This window comes from Alteromonas antoniana, from assembly GCF_019249295.1.
GTDB lineage: Bacteria > Pseudomonadota > Gammaproteobacteria > Enterobacterales > Alteromonadaceae > Alteromonas > Alteromonas antoniana.
In genome coordinates this window covers 267,728-291,676 of sequence record NZ_JAESDH010000001.1, presented here as the reverse complement: position 1 = coordinate 291,676, position 23,949 = coordinate 267,728, and the positions used below count along the sequence as shown (strand labels likewise).

Sequence of the window (23,949 nt, the reverse complement as noted above, 5' to 3'; positions counted from 1 at the left end):
CCGGCAGCGCATTACTTGCTATATTTTGAGGTTATTCACCGCCAGACTGCTGCTGATAGAACTTAGCAACGTCATTGGCAGTAATCGCATCGTTGAAGAACATCAGCTCGTCAACCATGCCGTTGAACGGGATATCCCAGTAGTTCACGCCAATCGCAAAGCCGGTTACGGAGGCCGGTGTGAACACATCCGGGAAGCTGGTACCCGAGTAGACTTCTTCACCATTCAGATAAACAGTTAGCGTACCGCCATTGTTAACGAAGGCGAGGTGTGACCAGGCGTTTTCGGGAATTTGCTGGCCGGTACCGGCGTCATACCAGCTTGTTCCTGACCAAATCATGGTGTTGCCTGATACCGCGTCGTTACCAAATGGCACAACACTAATCCAGCTGTCTGTACTTGCATAAGCGAAGAAGGCAGATGTGAACTGTGTCAGCTCTGTTGGGTTCAACCACATCATGATTGAGTAGGTATCGTCTTTAATCAGACCATTCGGCAACTCAACACCGTAAGACCCATCCAGTTGCAACGCACGTCCCAGCGCACCGTCGGCAAACATTGCTTCACCACCGTCGGTGCCAATGGTTGCTCCGCTGGTGAAACCGGCGGCCTGTACCCCTGTCGCGTCTGTCAGGTCGTCGTTATCAAACGTATACGCTGCTTTTGGTTCAGGGAGACCCAGTGAACGAACCGTCGCTTCAAATGTCTTGGTTGCTGTTTGACCATCCAGAGTAATGGTTGCCGTTAACATCACGGTTGCATCCGGTTCGCTGGCATCAGGACGGGTGACGGTACCATCGGTCGCAACCACATCAGGGTTGGAAGATGCCCAACTAATAGCGGATGCGTATGCGCCGGTCGCTGGCAGGCGAATATCTTCACGCACCGCAGTCAAATCGCCCAGACTAAGCAGGTCTGCTGCTGAGTCGATTAATACAGACGCGGGTTGCGGGGTGATATCCAGGTTCATAATCTCTGTGGCCGACAGCGCACCTTCGTACACTTTCAGTTCGTCCACCATACCGTTGAAAGGAATGTCCCAGTAGTTCACACCCAAAGCAAACACGCCATCACCGGCTGAGAACAGATCCGGGAAGTTACCGCCGGTATAGCGCGCTTCACCGTTGATATACACACTGACACCGCCTTGTTTGACCGAGAATGCCACGTGTGTCCAGTCATTGGCCGGGATCTGCATGCCGGTAGAGGCATCGTACCAGGCCTGACTTCCGCTCCACAGCATGGTATTACCATCCCAGCTCCAGGGCACCAGGCTTAGCCAGTTTTCTTCTGCCTGTGCACCAAAAAAGGCAGGTGTAAACTGTGTCAGTACAGCAGGGTTCAGCCACATAGAAACGGTATATTCGTAGTTATCAATCATGCCATCGGGCAGACGCACACCTGAAGTACCATCGAGCACGACTGCGTTACCTGACTGGCCTGTCGCGAAAGACACGGTGCCATCAGTGGCGTCCGGTGTTGCACCGGTAGCCGCGCCATCGCCTTTAATATCAAGGGTTTCTTCAAGTGAAGACTCGAAGCTGTAGTGGGCTACGCGATTATATTGATAGCGCGCAGGTACCATCACCTCAAACGTTTTGGACTGGGTCTCGCCGTTCAGTGAAATATCCGCCGTCAGGGTGACGGTAGTGTCTTCCTGTCCTGCATTCGGACGGTTTACCACACCGTTGGTTTTGATGATGTCGGCGTTTGATGTGGTCCAGCTGATATCTGCGCCCAGTGCACCCACCGTCGTCAGGTTCAGATCCGATTGCGTCGACTCAGGCAGTACCAGTGCATCGGCAATGTTAGTCAGCGTTTGCGCTGTGCCCGGATCTTCCAGTTGCGTCCCCCATACAGCGCCGCCGCTGGCGGAAAGGGCTGAGAAGGTCGGTGTCAGGCGGCCAGTCGCGTTATTGTATTGCCATTTGGCCACGCCGGTAAATGTACCCACATCGTCGATGGTAAGCTCAATATTGCTTTGCTCATCAATTTTCCAGGTACCGGTGAAATCACCACCAATAACGTCATCGTCTGCCAGTGACAGGTAGGAAGACATTTTTGCTTCACGGTTTATATCGCGGCCGTGATTGATAAACTGATAGGTGCCATATGCATCGATTTCATCTACCAGGTTTTCGCCTTCAATAGGCACGTAGCGATGTGGTGAAGCTACCAGCCAGCCATCTTCCGTAGTGAACATTTCGTGCACGCGAACCGCATGACCTTCACCCATATTCGGGAAGCGGGTATGGAAAATCAGGAAGTGCTTGTCGCTCTCTTCATCATAGTAGGCCGAGTTATGACCCGGCGCCATGTATCCGTGATCTTCACCATTTTCACCAACATTATGATCAAAAATGTGGCCGCCCATTATTTTCACGCCATAGGACTCAATGGCAGTCCAGGCACCGCTGGCCCCAATCATATCCTGTCCCAGCTTGTCCTCAAACGGACCATCCGGGTTGCGTGAGCGCGCGATCCGCATATTGTAGCCATCGGCTTGCTCGTATCCTCCGAAGGAAGTGATCAGGTAGTAATAATCTGTCTCTGGGCTGTACAGCATGTATGGCCCTTCAATGGCGCTGTAGTAGCCACCGGTCAGCTTGGTCCCATAACCCTGGTCTGGCAGTGCCATACCGGTTTGTGGGTCCATTTCCATGATCCAGATTCCGCCAGAATAAGAACCATACACCATCCACAGGCGGCCCTCTTTATCAAAGAATACGTCCGGGTCGATGGCGTTAGGATGGATATTACCGTCGTAGTTTTCACCGTTGATACCGGGGTTTTCATCACCCACATGACCGGTAAGTAAGATCAGGCCCTGGTCTTCATAAGGCCCTTCTATATTGTCGGATACCGCTAAACCTAAATAGGAACGTGAAACGCAGTTTCCTGTGTCTGGCAGTGCGCAATGGTTGTAGTAAAAATAATACCGGCCATCTTCCAGTTGTATAACATCCGATGCCCACGAACCAATATGACCACCTACCCAGTCGATGCCTTCAGAAATCTCACTGGCGTAGGTGCTGAACAACGGGCTGGTTTCTACACCATCGTTAGCGCCCTGCTCCCAGTTCATCCAGTCCGTAGTGCTTGCGTACGCTAAATGTGACCCAAACACAAAATATTCACCATCCGGACCCTGCACGACTGAGGGATCATGAACCACAGCGTCAGTAAAAGTCACTTCACCGGCTAATGTGGGATCTTCGAATTCTACAGGTGGCACTTCAGGTGGTGCGGGTACCGGGTCTCCGGTGCCAAAGCTCTGGTCGCCACCGTCGCCACAGGCGCCGAGTGCCATTGAAATGCTTAATACAAGCAGTGAACGTTTGAGTGTCATTATTCTAATCCTCAGTCTTGCTATGGTATGTACTATTGTATGATTTTTAGAATAGCAGCAAAAAAATCATTGTAAATAGCTTGTAAAGATCTTTTAGCACGGCTACATGATCATGGAATCAGTGTTACCGGTAACGCGAAGTGTTGGTAAAAGCCTGTCAAATGGGAATGTTGCAGATAATGGCTAAAAGTCGTTTTTCGACGAGAAAAGAAAAACTTTTGTTACGCACTGCGTTTTTTACACCCAGATAGCCAGCCAGACCAGTGATTCTACGCAATCCTGTAATCAGCAAAACAAGTTATCGTAATGTGGTTGACAGGTAATTAGTCATACAATATGATTAAAATCAAATAACAAAAAATTAACAGCAGAGAAATGTGGTTCAATAGCGTATTGCCTTGTTTTACATGCGCTGGAGATTAACAGGCGGTTAGCAAACTTCGACAACAATATTGTTAACATGCCAACATAAAAACCGGAGAACACTGTTTATGTTTAAGCGATCACACCTCGCTAGCGCAGTTATCCTGGCCATGGCCAGCCAGCTCGCGTACGCCCAGCAAGAAGATAACAATCAGGAAAGTCAGGCCGAGCAGCCCGTAGAAGTCATAGAAGTATCGGGCATTCGTGGAAGCTTGAATAAAGCGCTGAATCTAAAGCGTCAGAATCTGCAAATCGTTGATGCCATCGTTGCCGAAGATATCGGTAAGTTTCCGGATAACAACGTGGTTGAAGCCCTCCAGCGGGTTACTGGTATTCAGGTAACGGATCGCGGGCAGGGTGAAGTAAGCACGGTATCTATTCGTGGTTTAACCGACGTAACCACCACAGTGAACGGTCGCAATATTTTCACCGCATCGGGTCGTTCAGTGGCGTTGGCAGATGTGCCTGCTGCTCTGCTGGAAACGGTAGAAGTCTTCAAAACCCGCGCCGCGTCACAAATTGGTAGTGGCATCGCCGGTCAGATCAATATTGAGACTCAGCGTCCGTTCAATTTTGAAGGCGAAAAAGTGGTCGTTGCTGCGCGTGGTATTTATCAGGAGCAGGCGGACAAAACTGACCCGTCTGTATCGGCGCTATTGAGTAATCGCTGGGACACCGAGCATGGTGAATTTGGCGCATTGGTTAACGTCTCCTATACGCGCACGAACTACCGCGACCAGAGCATTACACCAGGGGCGATGGTCCCGTTCATGACCAATAACCCGGCGGAAGGATTTGGTCAGCTTGAGCGTATCTTTCTGGACGACGCTCGTGTGAGTGAAAGCCCTATCTGGCAGGCAGGCCTTGAGCAAGGTTTACCGTTTCAAGCTGGGTCAACGTTAGATATTAACGGCGTACCCACCGAATATTACCTGTCACGGGATGCGATCTTCGCCAGTGACTTAACCGGTGAGCGCGAGCGTCCGGCAGCAAATGTTTCATTTCAGTGGGCTCCCAATGACCGGTCTGAGTATTTGTTTGAAGCGTTTTATAACGGCTTTCGTAATGAATCGTTTAATTCTTTGCTGTTCAACTTCGCCGACTGGTGGGGCAACGTAGATGATACTAATCCGCCGCTGCTATTTGAAGGCACAAACATCATTAAGGAGCGTTACGTAGACTCTCCGTATGGATTTAACTCAGGAGACCTTAACGTAGGGCAAACTGACAGCTACGTATTTGCTTTAGGTGGTAACTGGATCATCAATGATGATCTCACAGTAGAGTCAGAAGTGATTTACCAGAAGAGTAAGTTTGAGTCTGAATTCTTCGGTATGCGTACTGACCGCACAGTGCCAGGCCTGATTGTAGATTTTAATGATAATGATGGTATTCCTGCGTTGGAGTTACTAGATAACCCGGATACCGAAATTGACGAGTCTGACCTGACTGACCCACGCATCTGGAACACTGCTGAGCTATACGACAACGGCAACGAGAATGAAGGCGATGCGTTGACCTTTAAAGTTGATGCTGAATACTTTGTAGATGTTATGGGCTTTGAGAGACTGAATTTCGGAGCGCGCATAGATAAGCGTTCAGCCAGTGAGGCGGATCGTATCTTAACTACAGCGTACCGCGCACCGTTATCAGATTTCGATCCCGGTCTGACACATGTTAATTCTGGCTTCTTTGATGGTGAAGCCGACTTCCCTGATTCATGGGCAGTGGCAAGTGGTCATTACATCTATAACAATCGCAGCGAGATTCGTAACATCTACGGGTATGATAACAGCAGCGACAACCTGGTTATGCGCAAGAACTTCGAAATTGAGGAAACCACTACAGCACTTTATTTGCAGGGTGATTACTCATTTGAACTGGGTGGCAAGTTAATTGATGGTCAGGTTGGATTAAGATGGGAAGAAGCTGATCGAGACATGGATTTCATCGCAGATTCCGGCGATGTCAGTTCCGCTTCAAATAGTCAGTCCTCAATCTTGCCGACGTTTATGATTCGTTATCATATTACTGATGATATTCTGGCCCGTGCTGCTTATACAGAGACAGTTCGTCGCCCGGCCTTTGTGCAACTGAATTCGAATATTGTCTATAACGAGGATTTAACAAACGTTGGTTATGGTACTGCTACCGGTGGAAATGCTAATTTAAGACCGGTAGAGTCGCAAAATCTTGACTTGTCGTTGGAATATTACTTCGGTGAGGGGAACTCTATTTACGCCACCTGGTTCCGTCGTGATATTGAAGGCTTTGTGTACGACTCAGTAAACGTTGTCCGTCGTAATTCGCCTGAAACTGGTGAAGAGGAAACGTATATACTCAGTCAGCCTGACAACTCGTCAAACGGCCTGTTGACTGGATGGGAATTCGGAGCGGTGTACTTCCCAGAAGGACTACCTGATATGCTGGATGGTTTTGGCGTCCAGGCATCAGCAACATTGCTTGATTCTGAGCAGGATCTGCCTGAATACGGTACTGATGGTGAGTTGGAAGGATACTCCCAACGTGACATCTTCGGCGTCTCAGATACTTCATATTCAATTGTAGGTATTTATGAGAAAGATAATTTCGACATGCGTTTGGCATACGTATGGCGTGATGACTTCCTGAATAACTATGAGGACGCGCTTTTTGCTAACCCTCGCCGCGTTTACCGTCGCCCGGAACAAAGCCTGGATTTCCAATTAAGCTACGACGTGAACGAGCACCTGACGGTAACACTGGATGGAACCAACCTTACCGAGGAAAAATTCCAGAGCTACTACCAGTACCCGTATACGCATAACTTCGGCAATGCGCTATATAGCAGAACGTTTGCACTGGGTGTCCGTTACACCATGTAATCGCCAGTGTGATAACGAAAGAGAAACCCCGGCTTGCCGGGGTTTTTTGTTCAGGCACAATGCGAATAGCAACCTCCACGTATAGCGCTGACGGTAACCAATAGCTACGAGTATTGCTATCGCAGTGTTTCCTTTTGGCGGCCACAAACTAAAGCGCAAATTACACTTTTTTCCACTGTATTGGAAAAACGGTAAATGTAGGAAAGCGGCATAGTGGAAAGGCGAGTAAAACGGTGTCACACACCTTAATAATTCGATGAAAAGACTTGCTACTCAAATAGTATGATAATAGTATCAATGTAGCTTTTAACATTTGGTTTGCAATTGCTGTAAATTAAATGAAATCTCTTAGGTTGTTCGCCAGCGTTGTGCAGAGACCTTCAAACGGAAAACGCAGTATGACTTCACAAAAACTAACGCATTTGGAGAAGGTTGGCTTCGGCGCCGGCGACATGGCAGTCAATGTCGTCATATCGTCGATGATGCTGATTATCACCTTCTTCTACACCGACGTTTTCGGTTTAAAACCTACCGACATGGCGCTGATGTTCCTGCTGGTGCGTCTGCTTGACGCAGTCAGCGATCCGCTGATGGGCATGGTCACAGACCGTTACACCAGTCGCTGGGGCCGTTATCGCCCTTACTTTCTGTTTCTGGCACTGCCTTTTGGTATTTCCGTATTTCTCACGTTCAGTACACCGGATGTAGACTACAACGCGAAGCTGGTGTGGGCGTACTCAACGTATATCTTTGTTACGCTGATGTTTACAGCCGTGACCATTCCCTATATTTCACTGATAGGGGTAATGACCGCAGATCCTAAGGAAAAACTGAGCGCGAACGGCTATCGCCTGTTCTTTGCAAAAGTCGCGGCGTTCCTGGTAACCATTATCGTACCCAAACTGGCAGGGGCTGATTACTGGGAAGGCGATCGGGCTGCCGGATACCAGACGGCAATGGGGCTGATGGCCGGACTGGCTGTTGTCATGTTCCTGTTCTGCTTCTTCACTACCAAAGAGCGCCTCGAACACCAGGTGGACGAAAAGCCTCTGAAAGAGCAGTTTGCGTTATTGATGAAAAACGACCAGTGGCTGGTGCTGTGTGGCGTGTGTGTGCTGGGTACTATTGGCTACGTAATACGGGGCTCAGTTGCCATGTATTATGCCAAGTATTATCTGGGTGGCGATGCTGATATTCAGGCCAACTTTATGGCTACCGGAGTCAGCGCGGCGATCCTGGCCATGGTGGCGTCCACCTGGATCACCAAGCGCTATTGCAAGGTCAAACTGTTTCGTTTCTCCCAAATGGCCACCGGGATATTAAGCGTCATCATGTTCTTAACGGTAGACCCGGGCGACATGATGCTGGCCTTCATTCTGTATTTCCTCGTTTCTTTTGTGGTGGATTTGCACGCGCCTATTTTCTGGTCCGCCATCGCCGAAGCCGTGGACTATGGTCAGAGTAAAACCGGCAAACGTGTAGCCGGGCTGTCCTTTGGCGGTATTTCATTCTGTCAAAAGGCGGGAATGGGCTTCGCCGGCGCGGTGGTTGGCTGGCTGCTGGCGTTTTTCAATTATGAGCCCGAGCAGGTCCAAAGTGATTACACACTAACCGGACTGGCACTTATGCTGACGATTATTCCCGGCCTGTTCCATTATCTCGTAGGCATGCTGATGAAGCGCTATCGCATTACAGACGATGAATACAAGCATCTGGTAACGACACTGGATGCGGCGCAGGAGCATCCCGAAATTGTCAATGAAATAGAAAAAAATACGCCCCCCATGGCGAGAGGAGCAAAGTCATGATGGACACCAATATACCGCTGATTCCCCAGCGTGCAGACCCGTATATTCATAAACACACAGATGGGTACTATTATTTCACTGCGTCAGTGCCATCGTACGAAGGCATTGAGTTGCGTCGCGCCAAAACGCTGGACGCGCTGGCAGATGCCGAAACCACGATGGTCTGGCACAAGCCGGATACCGGTCCTTACAGCGATCTTATCTGGGCACCTGAAATTCATTTTAATCAGGGGGCCTGGTATGTCTATTTTGCCGCCGCGCCAAGCCGTGAAATCAAAGATGATCTGTTTCAACATCGTATGTACGCTATCAAGTGCGACGACGACAATCCGCTAACCGGAAGCTGGGAGTTTTGCGGTAAAGTTGATACCGGCATTGATACCTTCTGTCTGGACGCCACGACTTTTACCCACAACGACGTGCTGTATTACCTGTGGGCACAGAAGGGGCCGGGTATTCGGGGTAACTCCAACCTGTATATCGCGCCAATGAAAACACCGACTGAAATTGAAGGCGAGCCGGTGATGCTGACCAAACCTGAGCTGGAGTGGGAAACGCGCGGTTTTTGGGTAAACGAAGGACCCGCGGTCATTAAGCACGGTGGAAAAATTTTCGTGACGTATTCGGGCAGCGCCACTGACGAGAATTATTGCATGGGCCTGATTTACGCCGATGACAATGCCGATTTACTCAACCCATCCAGCTGGACAAAGGTGCAGGAGCCGGTTTTCGCGACGGATGAATCAGTGAAAATGTTTGGTCCGGGCCACAATAGCTTTACGCAGACACCGGATGGTAAGGATGTACTGGTGTATCACTGCCGGCAATATACCGAAATTGAAGGCGATCCACTGTGGAATCCGGATCGTCATACCTTCGTAAAACATGTGAAATGGGACGACAATGGCATGCCGGTATTCGGCAAGCCGGGACAACCGTAAACGCTTATGCAACTACCTAAAAAACGCTGGCGCACGCTGATGTGCGCCGGTGTGCTGTCAGTTTTAACAGCATGCCAGACAACCCCTTCCGCTACGCCGCCTTCATCCGTTCAACAAAACGATGCTTACACCAATTTGTATCCTGAGGCTCAGGCACATCAGCTGTATGCGCTGGACCGGGTGAGCCTGAATGCCAGCCCGTTTCAGCATGCACAGCAAGTTAATGTCAGGTACCTGCTTGCACTGGATGCAGACAAATTGCTCGCGCCCTATCTGCGTGAGGCCGGCGTAGATACCAAAGCGCCAACCTATGGTAACTGGGAAGGCACCGGACTGGATGGCCATATCGGCGGCCATTATTTAACGGCATTAAGCCTGGCCTGGGCAACAACCGGTGATGAGGCGATATCCCAACGTCTCGATTACAAGCTGGATGAACTGAAGCGTGCGCAAGAGGCTACCGGCGGTTACCTGGGTGGTATTCCGGGCAGTGCCGCGTTGTGGAGCGAGATAAAACGTGGCGACATCAAGGCTGACCTGTTCAGCCTGAATGAGCGTTGGGTACCGCTTTACAACATTGATAAAATTTTCCACGGCTTGCGCGATGCTTACGTGATAGGTAAACGTGAAAAAGCGAAAGCGATGTTGTCAAAGCTCGGCGAGTGGATGCTGGATGTCACCGCGAATTTAAATGATGAACAAATTCAGGCCATGCTGTACTCGGAACATGGCGGCTTGAATGCGGCCTTCGCAGACATGGCAGTGATACTCGATGACCCGCGTTATCTTGCGCTGGCGCGTCAGTTTACTCACCAGCGTATCGTAGAACCATTAACGCGAAGTGAAGACACACTTACAGGCTTGCACGCTAATACTCAGATACCGAAAATTATCGGCGCATTAAAAGTGGCTGGTTTGTCCGATGATGCAGCCTGGGAAGACGCGGCGATTTATTTTTGGGAAACCGTCAGTCAGCAGCGTTCAGTATCTATCGGAGGTAACAGTGTGCGTGAGCACTTCCACGATAAGGAAGATTTCACGCCAATGGTAGAAGACGTAGAAGGGCCTGAAACCTGCAATACCTACAATATGCTCAAATTGAGCAAGCTCCTATTCCTGCGCACCGGTGATACCCGCTATCTGGATTTTTACGAAAGAGCCACTTACAACCATATCCTTTCCTCTCAACACCCCGAGCACGGCGGGCTGGTATATTTCACCTCAATGCGTCCGGGCCATTATCGTATGTATTCCTCGGTGCAGGATTCGATGTGGTGCTGTGTGGGTTCGGGCATTGAAAACCACAGCAAGTACGGTGAATTAATATACACACACGATGTGGATAACTTGTGGGTTAACCTGTTTATATCCTCAACGCTGCAATGGCCTGAAAAAGGCGTAAGTGTCGATCTGCAAACGCATTTTCCGGATCAAAATGCGGTTGCGATCGCGATCTCCCGGACGAAACCGGGCATCAGCGATCCCTGGACACTGAATATTCGCCAGCCTTCCTGGCTTGATTCGCCACTGCAAATCAGCGTAAACGGCGAGCGCGTTGAGACCATGCAGCATGACGGGTACGTGGCCATTCACCGAACATGGCGTGAAGGAGATGAGGTGACGTTCTCGCTTGACGCCAGCCCACGTGTGGAGCAGCTTCCCGATGGTCAGGATTATTATTCGATTCTGTATGGTCCGGTGGTCCTGGCTACCCGTGTAGAGGCGTTTGAAAATGAGTCGTTACGTTTTATTTCCGACGACAGCCGAATGGGGCATGTCGCTGCCGGGCCAGTCTGTCCTCCCGAGGCGCTACCTGTGATCCTTGGCGATCCCGAACGCTTTCTGAATAGCCTGGATCGCCAGTCGTCCACGGATCTGATCTTTACTGTATCCGATCATCTGGCCGTGGGCAGTGCTGGGGATAACCCGCTTGAAGAGAGTATCAGCAAAACCCTGATCCCGTTTTTCCGGCTGCACGATTCGCGTTATCAGGTGTACTGGCCACAAATGCGCAAAGAGGAATTCAGTGCGTTTGTAACCGATGCCAAAGCAAAAACTAAAGCTAAAGCCGCGCTGATGGCAAAAACCGTGGACCAGATTACTCCCGGAGAGCAGCAACCTGAGGTGGAGCATGATTTTGCAGGAGAAAATACCCGGGCAGGCGTAAATGATGGCCGGCATTGGCGGGATGCTACCGGTTGGTTCTCGTATAATCTGAAAAACCCGGAGGGACGTGCGCGGTTCCTGCGACTGACATTTTTTGCCGGTGACCGGGACAGACGTTTTAGCGTACTGCTAAACAACCGCGAGCTTGCTACAGTGAAGCTACCTCAGGGGAAGCCGGAAACGACGTTTTACTATGTCGACTACGCTATACCTGACACGCTCACCCGCGAGCCGGTGCTACAGATTAAATTTGTTGCCGGGCCGGATTCAGTGGCCGGGGGGATCTACGGTATTCGTTTGATGTCAGAGCAATAATATGGCGAAAGGAAAAAAGAAATCAGTGAAAGGCTCAGCGGGCATGAATCGCAATCAGTCCGCTGCATTTTTGGCACAGTACGAAACCAAGCCGGATGTACATCATACCGGCTCAGGCTTGATGTACAGGGTGATTGCCGAAGGTGAGGGGCCACGACCGGGTCCGGATGATGTAGTCAGATTGCATCAACGTATTCAGTTACCCGACACCACAGTGGTAGACGATACGTACAAGAAAGGGCTGGCGGAAAGCTTTGCCGTGAGTGAAGCCGTAGAGGGGTTACAGGAAGCGCTGCAAATGATGCCAGTGGGAGGCAGGTACGAGTTTGTTGTGCCGCCAGAACTGGCGTGGGGGAAAAAGGGTAATGGCGGCAAAGTCGGACCCAATGCGGTTATGATTATGGATATTCGCTTGCTGGAGATTGAATCGTAACGCCTACGCCTTGTTGCACGCTACCGCCGCTGGATTTATCAACCCATAGGCTTGACCGATATGTTGGCCAGAAGTGACGCAGGGAGGAGCTGGGCGTAGTTTACAGACAGGCGGTGAAGACAAGGGCGATACGTGTATTCAGCCCCCGTTGCGATAAAAGCAAAAGAAAAAGCGAAGCAGTCAGGCTTCGCTTTTTCACAGACCTAATGGCACCACCTACGAGCTTTGATTACGCTATTGCTCGCAGAAGGCCTTCGCGGTGCTTATTTTCTGAAGTCCACGCCGGAGGCCGCAGCAAAATACGCAAACAAGGTGTACACAGCAGTATTATGCTTCAGTGCGTCCTTATTGACTTTGTCCAGCGTATCGTCGTGCGTATGGTGAACATCAAAATAATCCGAACCATCCGGATTAAAATTCACAGCAGGCTGACCAGCGTGACCCAGCGCACTCATATCTGATTGCCCTTTGGCGGTGTTAGTTTTTGCCAGCGCAATGCCCATTGGGGCAAGATAATTGGCAAAATCACGTATATCGTTTAACGCAACAGGGCCAACACCTGGCTCCATCCGATAAATATTGCCGTTACCAAAGTCCCATTCTGCGCCAATTACATGATTGCTCATGTCGTTATTTCGGCGTGCGACATAATCTTTTGCGCCAGCCAGTCCAATTTCCTCGGCAGCAAATAAAATCACCCTTATGGTACGTTCGGGGCGCTGCTCAAGCTGACTGATGTAGTGCGCTGCCGCCAGAGTGATACCCACACCCAGTCCGTCATCGATGGCACCTGTACCGACATCCCAGCTATCAAGATGCGCGCCCAGCGTCACCACCTGCTCCGGGTACTTACTACCCGTAATTTCTCCAATAACATTGGCAATCGTTGTGGTACCGGCGTTGCCGCTTGCCCCCACATCCAGCGACAGGGTGACCGGTTTGTCACGTTTCAGCGCGTTATCCAGTAAATCGGCATCGGGATTGGAAAGGGCCAGGGCAGGAATTCTCTTCACGTCGTCGGCATAGTTCATCACGCCAGTGTGGGCGACCCGGTGGGAATCGGTACCTACCGAGCGCAAAATAAACGCGACAGCGCCTTTTTTTGCAGCTTCAGATGCGCCACTCACACGCGCACCGACCGCCTCTCCATAACCGCGACCGTCAATATGCCTGTGCATTTTAAAGCCAACATAGGCAATTTTACCCTTCAGACTACCTGGGGCTGCAGCTTTAAGTGCATCAAGAGAATCAAAACGCACAACATCAGCGCGGATGGGGGTGTCGCCAGTGCCCACACTGTTGCCCAGCGCCAGAGCCACCAGACTGTGCTGGTAAGGCGCAACCATGGTGACAGTGCTGTTACCGCGTTCCCACAAAGTGGCTTCACTTTCCTCCAGCCAGACTTTGTCAAACCCCAGCTCACGCATTTTATCCGCAGCCCATTGTTCGGACTTATCGCTGGCAGGGGTGCCGACTAGTCGTGCGCCAACCTCAGTGGTCAGTGACTCGACAATGTCATAGCTTAATGTGTCTTCTGAGGCCTGTTGTTTTAACGTGTTCAGAGTATCGCGATGGGTTTGCGTGAATGAATCGGCAAATGCTGGCGATGTGCACATTATGAGCGTAGCAGCGATAAGCCGAAGAGAAGGCGAGTTCAACATACGGTTCCTTTATTTATTTCCCTGCATGTCTAAAACGCGTGACTGCGGTAGCGTGAAGATTCGGGGAGTGTACTGAATTAAGGAACATTGTGCGCAAGACAGGGGCAAATGGCAAAGCCATTAACCCCGAAAACCCGATTAACAGGCTCGCTGTCGTTTTGCTATTTTTCCAGCAGGGTAGTTGTACGGGTATTAAGATCGGCTTCATCTACTACCGGCCAGCCGTCATCCCACGACATCGGCAGTATACGTAGCTTCTGAATGGCATTGTCAGCCGTCTCATAAGCATGGAACACCAGGTAATCTTTACCTTCAAAGGTATATGCTGAGTTATGACCCAGTGCGACCCAGTCATCGTTGCCATCCAGAACCAGCGTACCGCCGCCTTCGACCAGCGATTTGCCATCCCGGTCAAGGTAAGGGCCGGTTACATCTTTACTGCGGCCAACGCGGATGTTGTAGGTGCTGTCCATCCCCCGGCAACATTTGTCGAACGAGACAAACAGGTAGTAGTAGCCGTTTTTCTTAAAAATATAAGGGGCTTCTATCGCGCCTTCACCCGGGTCCGACGCGTTGTCAGATGCACCAGGTCGCGCAGCAATAGTATGCCACTCCTGAGGCTCTGCCAGACGAACCAGATCATCATCCAGCTTCACCAGTTTGAGACCATCCCAGAAAGAACCAAATGACATCCAGTAGCTGCCGTCGTCATCTTGCACGATTGCCGGATCGATAGCATTCCAGTGATCCCGATGGGGAACTGACTGCACCACAATGCCGTAATCTACCCACTGATAATCTTCAGAATCCGGATCCAGCGTCTCATTGACTGTGACCCCCATTGCAGAGGTATTTTTACCAAACGCGGATACCGAGTAATACAGATAATACTTACCGTCTTTCTCAATGATATCCGGTGCCCAAAGATGACCATTGAAACCGGGCGCTATGCGCTGAGCCCAGCTTGGCTCATCAGGGAAGACGCGACCGGTCAGTGACCAGTTCTCCATATCTTTCGATTCGTAATAGGTGATACCAGGACCGGTACTGAATACGTAGTAGGTATCCCCTTCTTTTGCCATTACCGGATCGTGCACTTCTACCTGCTTCGCGTTGGCACACGCCATCAGCGACGCAGACAGCGCCAGTACGCCACCGGCGAGAGCAGGTGTAAAACTGAACATTGACCTGAACATGTCTTCTTCCTTCGCTATTCAAACAATTTGTTTACATAGTGTTGCGTAGCATACCAGACTTGCTGTTTAATATGTAATACAATATTAACAATGTTAACGCCTTTTCGGAGATAGTATGAAGCCAGTACGTTCCCTTTTACAAAGTTCCCTGCTGTTGACCCTGCTAGCCGGCAGCAGCGCCTGCGCTAATGAACCTGCTCACACCAGTAGCAGTGCAGTCGAGCCAGTGGATAACCCCATTGTTTTACAACGTGCTGATCCGCAGCTGGTTCGTCACGACAACGGATGTTTTACGTTTATTGGTACCTCACCAAAATTTGATGAAATTGCGTTGCGCCAGGCCTGCAGGCTGAATGATTTGAAACTGGCTGAAGAAAAAGTGATTTGGCGTAAGCGTGAGAGCGGCCCTATGAGTGCGAATATCTGGGCGCCGGAGCTCCATGAGGTGGATGGCGACTGGTATATCTATTTTGCTGCCGGGGATAAAGATACGCCTTTCAGTATTCGTATGTACGCGCTGAAAAATACTCACGACGATCCAATGAAAGGCGAATGGGAAACCGTAGGCCTGATGAAAACGCATCTTGATACCTTCTCGCTGGACGCCACCACGTTCACACACAACGACAAGCGTTATCTGGTATGGGCACAGCAAAATGCTGAACAAAGCTACAATTCAGCGTTGTGGATTGCGGAAATGGATTCGCCGGTCACGGTGAAAGCGCCGATTGTGAAGATCAGTGAGCCAACGCTGGATTGGGAAATTCAGGGCTATAAAGTCAACGAAGGTGCCTCAGTGGTCAAGCATGGCGACAAATTGTTTATGACGTATTCGGCCAGTGCCACCGACCATCGCTATGCCATGGGCCTGCTGTGGGCGCAGGCAGATGCCGACTTGCTTGATCCTGAAAGCTGGCATAAAGAGCAGGAGCCTGTATTTACGACCGCTCCTGAATTAGGGCGCTTCGGGCCCGGTCACAACAGTTTTGTGAAAGCGAAAGACGGGGTAACCGACCTGATGATTTATCACAGTCGGGACTACAAAGACCTACAGGGCTCGCCGCTAAGCGATCCGAACCGTCACGCGCGGGCGCGGGTACTGACCTGGGATGAAGAGGGCTTTCCGGTGTTCAGAAACCACGAACCGGATTAATAGCTCAGATAAATCCACGGCGCCGAAGGCAATATGACAGTCACTGCCTTCGGCAGACCGGTGCCAGCAACCGTAGGTGCCGGTTTATATATACTGTATTAGTGCGTTGTGGCAGTGAGGACGCGAATAGGGGGTCGTCACTCAGCGACCACAGACTCACTCGCATTCCCCTTAACGTAAATCCCGACGAGTTTCCTGCATGCGTTTGAACGCCGATGACACTGCTTGTCGGTTTCAGCTCATCACCTTAATGATTCACACGCTCTGCGTCAGGGAGTCGGCATACCCGCGTGCCTGCGATGAGGTCGTGAAGACAGCGCTTATCAGTGCGAAAGATCATAAAAATATCGACCAGATAAATAACGAACCCTATCAGCGGGATCATTGTCAGTACCGTGATGGGCAGAAATCGCGCCGCCAGAATGTTGAAAAACGTTGAAGGCTTCCTGTCCATATCTTCAATACGGATATTGAGAAAGTACTTGCCTACAGTCTGACTGTAATTAATCAGCGTGTAGCCATGCACTACAATCATTACTGCAACCGACCAGCCAATCGCTATCAGCATGCCTGTCAGCGGCTCCTGCTGCATTTTATCACCGGCAAAAATAAACAGCGGGATCAGCGATATTATGGCAATGACCAGATCAATAACGGCACCGGCAAAACGCTCTCCCCGGGACGCCAGCTCAGGTTGGTTTTTAGCGTCACGCCGAGCAACCTCCTGGTCCAGTACCGCAGCGCGCTCAGGGAAAAGTGAACGATTAATGGTGGCGGCGCGGTGATGCAGCGTCTCATCGCTATAGATTGAATAATCAGGGACCTGTCCTGAAGTCATTGTTGCGTCTGTCCTGTGTAAATTCTCTGAAGCAATCCTACCAGTGCTGCCAGGGAATAACAGCATGGAGTGGTAAGAATTCGGCATAAAAAAAGGGCGCCGAAGCGCCCTGAGGTCCTCTCAAGGAAGAGCAGAGAAGTGTTACCAGAACCGGATATAGATAAGCGCAGTGATACCTAAAATTCCGGCGGTGTGAATGTAATCCCATTTGTCGAGGCCGGCGATAACTTCGCTCATGGTATCCTTACCCAGTGTGGAAAAGGTAAGGCCCTTCAGCTTTTCGCGGTCCGGCGCTTTGGTGAAGATACTCACAACAATCATGATCCCCACCACGATAAAGAACAGCAGAATACAGTAGTACAGCCAGTTCATGCTGGTGATCCACGCAAGCCCGGTGCCTTCGAGGCTGTCTTTGAAAGGCAGCAGGACTAACCGCACCATACCCAGTACGAAACCCGATACCAAACCAATAAAGCCGGCTTCTGCGGTCACACGGGTACTTATCAGGCCAAGCAGAAAGACAGCGGCAATGCCCGGGGCAATCAAAGACTGTACGCTTTGCAGATATTCATAGAGCACATCGGCGATAAGACTCATTACCGGGATCCACAACATCCCCAGCACGACAATCACTACTGTGGCAATGCGGCCCACTTTCAGCAGGTGCTTTTCGCTGGATTCTGGTTTGAATTTTTTGTAAAAGTCGATGGTAAAGAGCGTGGCTGAAGAGTTAAACAGCGACGCCAGTGAGCTCATCAGTGCAGCCACCAGGCCACCAATAACAATGCCTTTCACACCGGCCGGCAGCAATTCAGCAACCAGCGTGGGAAATGCCTGATCGGGGCTGTCGTAGGTAATTATGCCCTTGGCATTCAGCGCATAGGCGATCATGCCGGGAACCAGGAAGATAAACACCGGTAGCAGTTTCAGATAACCGGCGAACATGGTGCCGCGACGTGCTTCTTTAATGCCTTTAGCAGAAAGTACACGCTGCACGATGTACTGATCGGTACACCAGTACCAGAAACCAATAATAAACGAGCCGAAGATAATACCGGGCCACGGGAATTCCGAGTCTGACGCTGAGCGGATAAGATGCATGTTGGCATCATTCAGACGCTCGACTTCCGACCAGCCGCCGACTTTATCCAAACCCACCACGAGAATAACGACAGAGCCGATAATCAATACCGGCGTTTGCAGTACGGAGGTCCACATGATGGCTTTCATCCCCCCAAGTACCGTGTAGATGCCCGTGATAATGACCAGCCCGAATGCGGAAATCCAGAAGAAATCGATGCCCCAGATGCTTTCGATACCAAGGATGGTTTTAAACGCCACGCCCCCAGCGTACACCGTAACCGCGACCTTAGTGAGCACATAGCTGACCAGCGATATCACTGACAAGAACGTGCGGGATTTAGAATTGAACCGACGCTCAAGAAACTCCGGCATCGTGTAGACTTTACTGCTCCAGTAGAACGGAACAAATATCCAGCCTAACAACAGAATTATCCAGGATTGCAGCTCCCAGTGAGCCAGTGCCATGCCCGACTGGGCACCGGAACCGGACAGACCGACCAGATGTTCTGAGCCAATGTTTGAGGCAAAAATTGATGCACCAATAACCAGCCAGCTTGCATTGCGGCCAGCCAGAAAATAATCTGCGGTATCTTCTTCTTTTTGACGGATAGACATCACGACGACTCCAAGAAGCAACACGAAGAAGCCTCCGAGAACCAGCCAGTCCAACGTACTTAATTCAACCATAAAACGTCCATTGCCGAATTGGCGTAAAGCAAAAAACTGAAGTGATAAAAAATATTATATGATAAATCAATCAATGAAAAGGCCCATTGTTAAAAACACGTTAATCTTTTTTCGCTGCAATGACGATAGTTAAGCAAGATGTGAATAGAACGGTGGTCATGCAAAGCCTTAACACCCCCTGCCGGAAGGCAAAAAGCTGCATCCTTTTTACCTGCTTGCAGCCCGCCGAGCCAGCCATAGCATATGAACTAAGCTGGCGGCGCGAGGGACAAGTTGACAGACAGCAAACGGCTCTTTATCAGATATGTAGGCAATGGAGCATAATTACTTTAGACTAGCTTTATGCACAATCCTGCCGAAACGTTGTGACGACGATAAAGGCCTGATCGGAGACAATGTCCCCAGGATCAGAAAGGATGAATGACGACACGTGTCTTTATGGGAATGATTATGGCGCGAATTGAGAACCTGAATTTATCGCAGCGCGTGACTAACGAGCTGGGTAAAGCAATTATCAGCGGCAGTTACAACGGCCAGACAGGGCTGCCAACCGAAGCACAGTTATGTGAAGAATATGGCATCAGTCGAACCGCAGTGAGAGAAGCGGTAAAAATGCTGGCGGCAAAAGGCCTGATCTCGTCGCGTCCTCGTCAGGGGATCAGAGTGGAGTCTGCTGATAACTGGAATTTGTATGACACCAATGTACTGAAATGGATGCTGGAAAGCAGCCCGTCGTTGCAGGTGCTTAAAGAGTTTTTGCAAATGCGTCTGGCAATAGAGCCTGAAGCCGCAGCGCTGGCGGCACGTCATCAAAACGTTGAGGCAATTGCCAACATTAAGGCGGCGTTAACCGCAATGGAAAACGAAGCCGAGCAGCCAGACGGTAACATTCATGAAGCTGACCTGGCATTTCATACTGCTATCCTGCAGGCAAGCGGAAACCGGTTTTTCTATCAGTTGCGTGAGTTTATCACCACCGCACTGAACGTCAGTATTCAGCACACTACACCGGCCAAGGGCAGTAAAACGGCTATCGCAGAAGAGCATGCGAAGGTATATAACGCCATCGCCAATGGCGAAGCCGGACGTGCGAAAAATATGATGACCTATCTGATTGATGAGGCCATGGCCTTTATCGAGCAGGAAATGGAAGCGAAACGAGCGTAGCCGGATAGACACCTGATGGAACATAACGCGTCTGCAATGAAAAAAACGACGACTTATCAGAGCCTGGCTGACAAAACCGTATTTATTACCGGTGGTGGCACCGGTATTGGTGCGGTCATGGTCAGGCGGTTTTGCGAGCAGCATGCAAAAGTGGCTTTTGTGGACATGGCGACGACACAAAGTGAAGCGTTATGTGCAGACCTCAAAGGACATTATCGTTACGATCCGGTTTTCATTCACTGCGATATCCGCGAAATTGATGCGCTTAAAGCTGCTATAGCCAGTACGCAGGAACACTTTGGCGACATCGGCGTGCTTATCAATAACGCCGCAGACGACACGCGTCATGAGGCTGAAGATGTGACAGAACAGTACTGGGATGATCGCCTGGCTGTGAACCTTCGCCCCAGCTTTTTCACCGCCCAAACTGTGGTGGAACAAATGCAGCGACTGGGAGGCGGCAGCATTATTAACGTTGGCTCTGTCAGCTGGCGCAAAAAACAAACCTGTATGCCTGCTTACACCACGGCGAAAGCGGCAATAGAAGGGTTGTCACGTTCTTTGGCGGCCACCTACGGAAAATATCGTGTACGTGTAAATACATTGATTCCGGGTTGGGTAATGACGGAGCGTCAGATGACCCATTGGCTGAACCCGGATATTGTCAAAGAAGTGCAGCAGGAACAGTGCATTCATGAAACGCTGATGCCGGACGACATTGTAGATGCCGCCTTATGGCTCTCCTCGGAAGACAGTAAAATGATGACGGCACAAACGCTGATTATTGATGCCGGATGGGTTTGAGGCCGGGGTAATCCGGCTTCCGCTGTCGTTATCGCTAACGCCGCTGCGCACGCGCACGTAATCCTTTCAGGGCAGGTACCTGCCGCTACGGCGCTGCCTCTTTGCTTATTTGCAGTCCCGTTAACACCCTTCTCCTCTCTTTGTATTAACTTTTAGTTTACATTTTACCCTGAAACATTGACACAAGGCATGTCCGGCTGTCATAAATAGTAATATAATATTAAAACTTCGGGTGGTAGCATGTGCGCTCAGACCCGGTTGTTGGGTTGAACATGTAGGGCGAACATTGACTGAGTGGGTTTTAGTTTATCTGGTGCTGATAACAGGAGCATGCCTTCAAAGCGTAATTGGCTTTGGGCTGGGCCTGTTGTGCGCGCCGGTGCTGTACTTTCTGATGCCGGAGCTGGTTCCCGGACCGATGATCCTGAATGCGCTGCTTATCACAAGCTTGCTGTCGGTCAGGCATCGCGGCGAAATTGACCCGAAACAAACCGGTTTTGCCATATTGGGAGGCACCGCTGGGGTGCTGGTGGCGGGTAGTGTCATGTTATACATCGATGCGCATCAGTACCAGTTGCTATTTGGCGTAAGTATTCTGATCGCTGTGCTGTTGTCACTGGTTGGTCTTACCCCAAAAGTTTCGATTATTTCTAACCTTATCGCAGCCATGATCTCCGGCTTTATGGGAACCACCACCTCGGCTGGCGGTGCGCCAATGGGACTCTTGTATCAGTCTGAAGAGCACGACAGGATCAAAGCCAACCTGAGTATCTTTTTCGTCTACATTAACCTGTTCGGCATTCTGGTGCTATGGGCGACCGGTGCCGCCGGACATGATGACCTGAGCCTGTTTGTAAAGTGTGTCCCCGCTATCCTGACAGGGTGGGCGCTGTCCTATATCATCACCAGAAATATCAATGAAGCGCGGATCCGGCAGCTCATATTATTTGTTGCGGGGTGCTCAGGGGTAGTACTGGTTCTTTTTCATGGCTAAACTCATCACACACAGCTGAGCAGTCACGGGATATTGTGTCTTTACCACATTACGTTCGACATCACTTCAACACACAATGCCTACTGGGCGAGGGCGCATTTTACAGTCCTCAATTCCGCAGTGCGTTTTGGGTGGACATTAAGGGCCATAAAGTATTTCGGCTGCATTGGCAGTCTGGTCACCTCGAATCTCACACGTTTGACGAGCCGGTATGCTGGCTTGCAGAAAGGCAGGCCGGCCAGTTATTCCTGGGATGCCACCGAAGTATATCTATTCTCAATCCGGACTCCTGGCATCGAAAAAAATACGTTGAAATGGAGCATGAGCCGCTATCAAACCGGCTGAATGATGCCAAAGTAGACCGTGTTGGCAAACTCTATTTTGGCACTATGGATGATGAAGAAAAGCAGGCCAGTGGCGCACTTTATTTACTGGCTGATGAACAACAGGTGCTGCCGGTAGACACGGGGTATCAGGTCAGCAACGGGCCGGCCTTTAGCTTGTCCGGCGAATGGCTGTGGTCAGTGTCATCGGCTGAACGGGTAATTTATCGCTGTACCATGAGCGATGACGGCCAATTAGCAAACAAACAAGTCTGCATCAGATTCACAGAAGCGATGGGATTTCCCGACGGTATTACCGTCGACGCGGAAGATTGCTTATGGGTAGCGGCCTGGGACGGAGGCGGACTGTATCGCTTCAGCCCACAAGGAGAGCAACTCGCGTTTGTGGCCTTGCCCGCGCCACGGATCACCAGCATGGCGTTCGCAGGCGATAATTTTGACAGGCTGCTGGTAACCTCAGCCAACACGGGCATGACGAACAAACAGCGGGTACAGCATCCGCACAGTGGCGATACCTTTCTTTTGGATGTGGGTGTGAAGGGCGTAGCAACGACGCCCTGCAAACTATAGACGCAGTACCGAGTCTCGTTTGACAATGGTCGGCGTGTACTTAAAGGTAAGATCCGGCTCTGGCGGTATACCGGATGCGTACTTTAAGGCCAGCTCAGCAGCTTTGGCTGCCATCATTTCTATGGGATAACGTAACGTGGTGAGTTTCGGGCGACAATACTTTGCCAGCAGCACGTCATCGTAGCCCACAATCGACACCTGTTCCGGCACGTCAATACCATGGTCTTGCATAATAGCCATTGCACCCGCTGCCATCGCATCATTATAAGCCAGCAAGGCGGTAAAGTGAGAGCCGGTGGCAAGCAGGTTTTGCATTGCCATCTCGCCGCCTTCCTGATCCGGTGTGGAGTATTCAATCATACTGTCGGGCAGGGTCAGGCCTGCGTCTCCGGCTGCCTGACGAATGCCTTCCAGGCGCTGAGACGGATCGTCAATCTGGTAGTGAGAGCTGATCACGGCGAGGTCTTTGTGCCCCTGGCGAAGGACATATTCCGCCATGATGCGTCCCCCCGTCACGTTATCAAGCCACACACAGCGGTTGGCAATGGCAGGAATATAGCGGTTAATCAGCACAAAGCCGGGAATTTGGTTTGCGAACGCAATGAGAGTGTCATCATCCAGCGCTTTAGAGTGGACGACCATCGCCTCAACGCGATGTTCGAGGAGGGTTTCAATGGCTTTAAGCTCGGTGTCTTTTGCTATGGAGCCCGCGCTCAGCAAAATCTGGACGTTATTTTTACGGGTGACGGTTTCTACACCGTGCGCCAGCATAGCGAAAAAGGGGTCGTGCAATTCGGCTATTACTACGCCAAGCGACGCGCTTCGCTGTGTTACCAGCGCGCGCGCATTCGCATTAGGCCGGTAACCCATTTCCTTCATGATTTGCTTCACCCTTTCGCGGGTTTTATCGCCAACCTTAGGACCATCGTTAATTACACGGGAAACGGTTGCCAGCGAAACACCAGCAGCTTGTGCAATATCTTTAATCGTAGCCATACTTTATGTCATTCCAACTCATGCATTCCCCGCTGTTATTGATGTAAACAGAAGGTGAAGGCTCAGGTTACCTTAGTTTTAGAGGATTTGATAAGCCCGTAGAGAATAAAATCAATCTTTTGCCGTCCGGCAGCGGTATTATTGTACATGGAAAACG

Annotated in this window: 16 protein-coding genes; 10 read left to right on the top strand and 6 right to left on the bottom strand. The window is 50.6% G+C overall.

Going from position 1 to position 23,949, the window contains the following annotated elements:
- Window positions 1-31 precede the first annotated feature (31 nt).
- Entirely contained in the window at window positions 32-3,349 is a 3,318-nt protein-coding gene (locus tag JKP77_RS01190) for a LamG-like jellyroll fold domain-containing protein (RefSeq protein ID WP_218309366.1), read from the bottom strand.
- Window positions 3,350-3,840: 491 nt separating this feature from the next.
- Here JKP77_RS01190 and JKP77_RS01185 point away from each other — a divergent pair, with 491 nt between their 5' ends.
- The 5 genes from JKP77_RS01185 to JKP77_RS01165 all read left to right on the top strand — a co-directional run bounded on the left by JKP77_RS01185 (window position 3,841) and on the right by JKP77_RS01165 (window position 12,299).
- Entirely contained in the window at window positions 3,841-6,636 is a 2,796-nt protein-coding gene (locus JKP77_RS01185) for a TonB-dependent receptor (RefSeq protein WP_218309365.1), read from the top strand.
- Between the two features lie 398 nt (window positions 6,637-7,034).
- Complete coding sequence (locus JKP77_RS01180; protein ID WP_218309364.1) at window positions 7,035-8,444, top strand: MFS transporter; 1,410 nt, start codon at window positions 7,035-7,037, stop codon at window positions 8,442-8,444.
- Window positions 8,444-9,385, top strand: a complete 942-nt coding sequence (locus tag JKP77_RS01175) for a glycoside hydrolase family 43 protein (protein WP_218309399.1) — start codon at window positions 8,444-8,446, stop codon at window positions 9,383-9,385. Before JKP77_RS01180 ends, JKP77_RS01175 begins: the two co-directional genes overlap by 1 nt.
- 6 nt (window positions 9,386-9,391) lie before the next feature.
- Window positions 9,392-11,866 carry a beta-L-arabinofuranosidase domain-containing protein gene (locus JKP77_RS01170; RefSeq protein ID WP_246601015.1) on the top strand — a complete coding sequence of 825 codons (2,475 nt, stop codon included), beginning with the start codon at window positions 9,392-9,394 and terminating at the stop codon, window positions 11,864-11,866.
- Between the two features lies 1 nt (window position 11,867).
- On the top strand, window positions 11,868-12,299 hold the full coding sequence (locus tag JKP77_RS01165) for an FKBP-type peptidyl-prolyl cis-trans isomerase (RefSeq protein ID WP_218309363.1): 432 nt from the start codon (window positions 11,868-11,870) through the stop codon (window positions 12,297-12,299).
- 263 nt (window positions 12,300-12,562) lie between these two features.
- On the opposite strand, the gene JKP77_RS01160 is transcribed toward JKP77_RS01165, so the two are convergent.
- Both JKP77_RS01160 and JKP77_RS01155 read right to left on the bottom strand, forming a co-directional pair.
- Window positions 12,563-13,960, bottom strand: a complete 1,398-nt coding sequence (locus JKP77_RS01160; RefSeq protein WP_218309362.1) for a M20/M25/M40 family metallo-hydrolase — start codon at window positions 13,958-13,960, stop codon at window positions 12,563-12,565.
- A gap of 161 nt (window positions 13,961-14,121) precedes the next feature.
- Window positions 14,122-15,156: an arabinan endo-1,5-alpha-L-arabinosidase gene (locus JKP77_RS01155; RefSeq protein ID WP_218309361.1), complete on the bottom strand. Its 1,035-nt coding sequence runs from the start codon at window positions 15,154-15,156 to the stop codon at window positions 14,122-14,124.
- Window positions 15,157-15,271: 115 nt separating this feature from the next.
- On the opposite strand from JKP77_RS01155, the gene JKP77_RS01150 reads away from it, so the two are divergent.
- Window positions 15,272-16,309 (top strand): glycoside hydrolase family 43 protein, encoded by a 1,038-nt coding sequence (locus JKP77_RS01150; RefSeq protein ID WP_218309360.1) that lies wholly within the window; start codon window positions 15,272-15,274, stop codon window positions 16,307-16,309.
- Window positions 16,310-16,556: 247 nt separating this feature from the next.
- Here JKP77_RS01150 and JKP77_RS01145 read toward each other — a convergent pair whose 3' ends face one another.
- Entirely contained in the window at window positions 16,557-17,147 is a 591-nt protein-coding gene (locus JKP77_RS01145) for an RDD family protein (protein ID WP_218309359.1), read from the bottom strand.
- Window positions 17,148-17,288: 141 nt separating this feature from the next.
- Entirely contained in the window at window positions 17,289-18,917 is a 1,629-nt protein-coding gene (locus tag JKP77_RS01140; protein WP_218309358.1) for a sodium:solute symporter, read from the bottom strand.
- A gap of 450 nt (window positions 18,918-19,367) precedes the next feature.
- On the opposite strand from JKP77_RS01140, the gene JKP77_RS01135 reads away from it, so the two are divergent.
- The 4 genes from JKP77_RS01135 (at window position 19,368) to JKP77_RS01120 (ending at window position 22,796) form a co-directional block, all read left to right on the top strand.
- Window positions 19,368-20,084, top strand: a complete 717-nt coding sequence (locus JKP77_RS01135) for a FadR/GntR family transcriptional regulator (RefSeq protein ID WP_218309397.1) — start codon at window positions 19,368-19,370, stop codon at window positions 20,082-20,084.
- A 36-nt stretch (window positions 20,085-20,120) separates the two neighbouring features.
- Window positions 20,121-20,888, top strand: a complete 768-nt coding sequence (locus JKP77_RS01130; protein WP_218309396.1) for an SDR family NAD(P)-dependent oxidoreductase — start codon at window positions 20,121-20,123, stop codon at window positions 20,886-20,888.
- A 286-nt stretch (window positions 20,889-21,174) separates the two neighbouring features.
- On the top strand, window positions 21,175-21,882 hold the full coding sequence (locus JKP77_RS01125) for a sulfite exporter TauE/SafE family protein (RefSeq protein ID WP_218309357.1): 708 nt from the start codon (window positions 21,175-21,177) through the stop codon (window positions 21,880-21,882).
- Between the two features lie 35 nt (window positions 21,883-21,917).
- Window positions 21,918-22,796 carry an SMP-30/gluconolactonase/LRE family protein gene (locus JKP77_RS01120; protein WP_218309356.1) on the top strand — a complete coding sequence of 293 codons (879 nt, stop codon included), beginning with the start codon at window positions 21,918-21,920 and terminating at the stop codon, window positions 22,794-22,796.
- On the opposite strand, the gene JKP77_RS01115 is transcribed toward JKP77_RS01120, so the two are convergent.
- Window positions 22,791-23,792 (bottom strand): LacI family DNA-binding transcriptional regulator, encoded by a 1,002-nt coding sequence (locus tag JKP77_RS01115; RefSeq protein WP_218309355.1) that lies wholly within the window; start codon window positions 23,790-23,792, stop codon window positions 22,791-22,793. The two genes, JKP77_RS01120 and JKP77_RS01115, sit on opposite strands and share 6 nt — an antisense overlap.
- Window positions 23,793-23,949: the final 157 nt, after the last annotated feature.